The organism is Chryseobacterium contaminans (assembly GCF_001684955.1).
Lineage (GTDB): Bacteria > Bacteroidota > Bacteroidia > Flavobacteriales > Weeksellaceae > Chryseobacterium > Chryseobacterium contaminans.
Window position 1 is genome coordinate 1 of record NZ_MAYF01000134.1, and the last position, 5,113, is coordinate 5,113.

Below are 5,113 nucleotides of genomic sequence, written 5' to 3' on the forward strand. Positions count from 1 at the left end.
TAAAGATATTAAAATTAGGGGAAATGGGCTGAAAGTCAGATGATGGATGATGGAAGTTGCTGTTTGTCAAAAAAGTTACCTAACAATAGAATGTAACGATTCTCTTTTTCAAGAAATCAATGCCATGGTTTATCATATTTTAATCTCTTTTTTCCCTTAGTACTGAACTTTTTTGAATGAGTCTTTAGCTTCAGATTTTTATGCCTGGTACCTTTTTTCTTTAACAATGACGGACTTTTGATCAACAGAACCGGAAAAAAATAATGTAAATTTGCAGTATCCTGCCGCAAAGGCTGGGTTTTAGTTTTTAATATAATGAAAAAAACAGCATTTTCTTTACTGGCGCTTTTGTTACATCTGGCCTGCCAGGCACAAAATTTTGACGTTATTCCATTAGGAATCTATGGAGGAGAACAGGAAGATAATTTATCGGCTTATTTAGTGGGAGCAACTCAGGACAACACATTTCTTTGTCTTGATGCAGGAACAGTAAATACCGGAATCCGAAAAGCGATTGAACAGAAAAGTCTTAACGGTCCGGAAGAAATAGTCCTAAAAGATCAAATCAAAGGGTATTTTATTTCCCACGGCCATCTGGATCATCTATCCGGGCTTATCATCAACTCTCCTGCTGACTCTAAAAAAGATATTTTCGCCATTCCATCTGTAGTTCAAATCCTTCAGAATCATTATTTTATTACAGATACCTGGATCAATTTTGCAGATCAGGGGCAGAAGCCTATCCTTGGGAAATACCATTATAGTGAACTTCAGGAAGGGATAGAAATGCCAACTCAAAAAACTTCTTTTTTCATAACGGGATATGAGCTGAGCCATGTAAATCCTTATAAAAGCAGTGCTGCCCTTGTAAGAAATGAAAATCATTACCTGCTTTATCTGGGCGACACAGGGGCAGACCGAATCGAGAAGTCTGACCGAATGGATAACCTTTGGAAAAATGTAGCTCCATTGATACAGAAAAAGCAGCTAAATACCATATTGATAGAAGTCTCTTTCCCGAACAGCCAGCCTGAACATTTACTTTTTGGGCATCTTACTCCTAATCTACTGACTGAGGAACTAGAAAAACTGAAAGAAAAAACAGGGCGTAAAGATCTGGAAGGCCTTAATATTGTGATTACCCACAGAAAACCTACAGGGAACAATCCTGAGCTTATTAAACAAGAGTTACTGAAAAACAATCCTTTAAAAGTAAAATATATTTTCCCGGAACAGGGGAAAAGAATTAATTTGCCTTAATAAAATAAAAGCGATGAAACTTAGGTCTCATCGCTTTTTATATTGATATACCGAAGTCAGTCCGGTTAATTGATTATTTCGCCTTTGTTATTTTCAAGTTTTCCACGGAATTTCTGAAGTTCTTCGGGACCTGGTTTATTCCACTCTGTGACTTCACCAATAATTTTCAATGGAGCTTCGGAACGATAAGAACGGGTCATGTTCCCCGGAAATTTTTTATCGGTCAGATTGGGGTCATTTTCAAAAGCACCTGTAGGTTCTACGATATATACCCGTTCAGCCCCATCGCCTTTGGCTAGTGCAGCCGCAAGCCCTGCCCCATTTACCAGTGCTGTAAAGTAAATATGGTTCATCCTGAAATCAGCTTTATAATTGGAGTTCCCTCCTGCGGTTAACAAATCTCCGGTTTGCAAATCTGCTTTTGTTCCGTGATAAAAAGGCCCATGATCAAAAATTTTATCTTTTACAGACAATGCCAGCTCGTTATATTCTTTTGCCTTTTCCGGCTCTGAAAGTTCTTCATAGCATTCGGCAATTTTTACATACAGAGAATAAAATGCACTTTTAACCGTGTTATCATTTGACTTTAAGGCATATTGCAGAGCTGTTTCAAACCATTTTAACCGTTCTGAGGATATTTTTTGTGACCGCGCAATATAATAGGCTGCAAGAAACTTTTCAGCATTATCTGCAGCTTCATTCCAGCTTTGTTCGAAGAATTTCCCGGCTTCTTCCTGTTTGTCCTGATCTTCCATTATCATCCCCTGAATACAGAGCTTAACAACGTTATTGAATGGTGAAAATTCCATAGTCTGATTATTTTGTTGAGTTATTGATGTAAATATTCAATTTCTCAACAAATGTATACAAATATTTCCCGCTTCTTTCAACTCAATCTTCTAAGGCTTCCAGAAAGACCATACTGTTCCGTTAAAAACAGCCAGCTGATGATTGGCTGTATCATAGGCTATTGTACCGGCAGCGGGATTGACAATATTTAAATGGGGTCTATCCATTTTGGGAAGAACCATTGCTTTATTATCATCAGCCAGTACAAGGATTCCGGCAGTGGCATTTGTACTGCTGTTTCCGCCAATGGTTACCTTTGCGGATGCCGATTCTGTTTTGGTATTCTGCAAAGCTGTATTAACGGCTCCGGTAGCATCAATGCTCATATCTTTCCACGCCCCGGAATTTTTGTATTTTACTTTTCTGTCTGTCGTATCGTAAATTAAAGTGCCATCTACGGCTCCTGTTACGGCTCCTGCTGATGTTACCCATGGAAGGATAATTCCTCTGTTCCCGTTATTAAATTCAAGCGAAACAGAGGTATTGCTTACGGATGTTTTACCAATGGCTACTTGTGAAAAATGGGTGGTGAAAAAAAATACTGAAATAATAAGAACTGTTTTTTTCATTTTTAAACATTTTAAAAGGTAATGAAGAGAAAGAATCATTCTATAAACAGGTTAGACATCCGGACAGCTCTGAATACTGATGCAATACCATCCGTAGGTTGCCCCGTTATCCTTTGTGGTATATATTTTAAGACAGTTATTGGTGGTATCATAAACCGTCATTCCTTCTATAAAATCTGCAGGGGCGATACCAACAGGATTTCCTGATGCATTAAAAGGCACTCTGTTTAATACAAATCCTTTGGTTTTAGATTCCAGAGCCATCCAGCCTCCTTTTCTTACCATAGGCCAGTTGTCTCCAGGGGTTCCTGCTCTTCCCAAAGAAGTTATTCCTACTTTGGTATCAAGCGTAGTTCCGCTTACTGTGCCTGGTTTATAACAGCTGTTGCAGGCATTGATATTCTGAGAACTTCCAAGGCCCTGTCCCTGATCGCTGCCAACATCAGCAGCTCCTCCGGAATTCACCAGAAGCGGGATTCCCTGGGAATCAACACATGTTGAGCTTGCACAGATATTGTTATTCGGTGCTATTGATCCCGGTCCTACTGTTACTGTTCCGCCTGCGGCCACCAATTGGCTTGTAAGTACATTTTCATCACCTTCCAGAGCATCCAGGCATCCATCATTATCAGAATCCAGATCCAGACTATTGGGAATGCCATCCCCATCATAATCACAAGGCAGCGGCACTGTTGCTCCAAAGGTAAAATTGGCGTAGTTTTCTGCTATGGTATAGTTAAATGAAATACTTGTAAACACGCCGGGTATTCTAAGAATTACAAATCCTTCAGTTCCTGTGATCTTCGTTGGTGAGTTTACCACTAAGGAGGTTCCACTGGAAGCCCAGATTACCTCAATAGGATTACTGAATGTAATAGGAACGGAGATAACAGGACTTCCTATGGAAGAAAAAACCAATACCGGATCTGTCATAGGTGAAGCAAACGTAAGGGTATTGATAGTTACCTGGGTATTCTTGATAGTGGGATTATTATTAGGGACTCCATAAGAAGCGGGGAAAGCACCATGATTATACATCCCCCCGGTAGCTTCCAATGGCTGACTGGAAGTATAGGTAAAGTTAATCCCGTTAATCGTTCCGGTAGCCACTTTATTATCCACTGCCGAATAAGTAAGAGGACCCGTCCAGAAAAACTGTCCGGGACATTCCAAAGCATCCGGAATACCATCATTATCATCATCCCTGTCATCATTATCTGTAATCCCGTCGCCATCGCTGTCAATGAGTTTTGCTGTTGAAGAATGATTGGGTTTATGAGGTAAAACCTGGGGACCGGATATTTGGGAAAAAAACAGAGAACACATTAACAGCCCCGCTAATGTAAGAGTTCCTTTATTCATCATTTTTTATGATTTCGTTGGTTATTATTTTAATTACAATCCATTTTTCTAAATCCATCACTTTGGAATATATGTACTGAGACCGACTTTCATTTCTCGAACATTTCGATATGAATAATAATCAAAGATATTTATTTATTATTCAATTATAATTATTTCTTATTTAAAAAAAACAGTCAGGAAAGTTTGTAAAAGAAAACAGGGAATACAAAAGAGAATAAATTTTTTCTAGAATCATTTAATAATTTTATTTATAATCTTAAAATTAACAAATTCTCATTAAAATAATCAATATTAAATACAATAATTTCAGTAATCATTCTATATGAGAAACAATTTAACATATTCATTTACAGAATATAGCATACTATTTTCGTTTGAAAATATAGAATACTTCTCATTGTAACAATGATTGTATCCGTAGCTTATTATTCACACCTTATTTTAATAATTCTCAATACAGATGGCACATGAGACTACTATACGCTTATAGTAAAAAAGAATAAAAGCATGGTTTAAAAAGAAGAGCCTTTAAGAGTGAAAACATTTGAAACAAAATGAAATAAACACAAAAAAAACTTATATTTTTTCCATTATTATCAAATAAACAACAGAACAAATTCCCTTGTTTCAAATTATAAAAAACAAAATCATAATACCCTATTATATACTATTTTACAATCAAATAATTACATTTGTCTGAACATATCTTTTCACAATAAAAAATGTATATGAAAATTAAAGCCACTCTTATTATTGGACTGATTCTGAGCTTTTATGCTCAGGTTTCAGGACAGGCCGCTTCCCAACTGCTCCAGAAAAGCACCACAGTACTGGGAAAATGGGAAACTGTAGATAATTTTGAATATGCCACAAAAAGAATCAATATGGATCAATGGCAAGGCTACGATTTTGCTCGTCCACTACCGGAAAACGATCTGTTTCATCTCTTTTTTGATTTAAAAAACAACCTTTTCCTGCATCATACCCAGAATCATTATCCTGGTGGTTACCTGTTTGACACTTACAGACTGGGAAGGGATTCAAAATATTATGTGTATGACGGAATCGGC

At 37.3% G+C, this 5,113-nt stretch carries 5 protein-coding genes; 2 read left to right on the forward strand and 3 right to left on the reverse strand.

Annotation, left to right across the window (positions count from 1 at the left end; translation table 11 throughout):
* Nucleotides 1-315 precede the first annotated feature (315 nt).
* Nucleotides 316-1,260: an MBL fold metallo-hydrolase gene (locus BBH99_RS09400; RefSeq protein WP_066694927.1), complete on the forward strand. Its 945-nt coding sequence runs from the start codon at nt 316-318 to the stop codon at nt 1,258-1,260.
* Between the two features lie 65 nt (nt 1,261-1,325).
* Here BBH99_RS09400 and arr read toward each other — a convergent pair whose 3' ends face one another.
* The 3 genes from arr to BBH99_RS09415 form a co-directional block, all read right to left on the reverse strand.
* On the reverse strand, nt 1,326-1,739 hold the full coding sequence (gene arr / locus BBH99_RS23050; RefSeq protein WP_066694931.1) for an NAD(+)--rifampin ADP-ribosyltransferase: 414 nt from the start codon (nt 1,737-1,739) through the stop codon (nt 1,326-1,328).
* Nucleotides 1,740-2,159: 420 nt separating this feature from the next.
* Nucleotides 2,160-2,678, reverse strand: a complete 519-nt coding sequence (locus tag BBH99_RS09410; protein WP_066694933.1) for a hypothetical protein — start codon at nt 2,676-2,678, stop codon at nt 2,160-2,162.
* 51 nt (nt 2,679-2,729) lie between these two features.
* Nucleotides 2,730-4,043 carry a hypothetical protein gene (locus tag BBH99_RS09415; protein ID WP_066694929.1) on the reverse strand — a complete coding sequence of 438 codons (1,314 nt, stop codon included), beginning with the start codon at nt 4,041-4,043 and terminating at the stop codon, nt 2,730-2,732.
* A gap of 728 nt (nt 4,044-4,771) precedes the next feature.
* Here BBH99_RS09415 and BBH99_RS09420 point away from each other — a divergent pair.
* Nucleotides 4,772-5,113, forward strand: a 342-nt coding sequence (locus BBH99_RS09420) for a hypothetical protein (RefSeq protein WP_131799207.1), incomplete at its 3' end; no start/stop codon positions are given.

Excerpts from the sequence above, each read along its gene's own strand:
- BBH99_RS09400 (WP_066694927.1), top strand. The coding sequence starts at position 316 with ATGAAAAAAACAGCATTTTCTTTACTGGCGCTTTTGTTACATCTGGCC.
- BBH99_RS09410 (WP_066694933.1), bottom strand. The coding sequence starts at position 2,678 with ATGAAAAAAACAGTTCTTATTATTTCAGTATTTTTTTTCACCACCCAT.
- BBH99_RS09415 (WP_066694929.1), bottom strand. The coding sequence starts at position 4,043 with ATGATGAATAAAGGAACTCTTACATTAGCGGGGCTGTTAATGTGTTCT.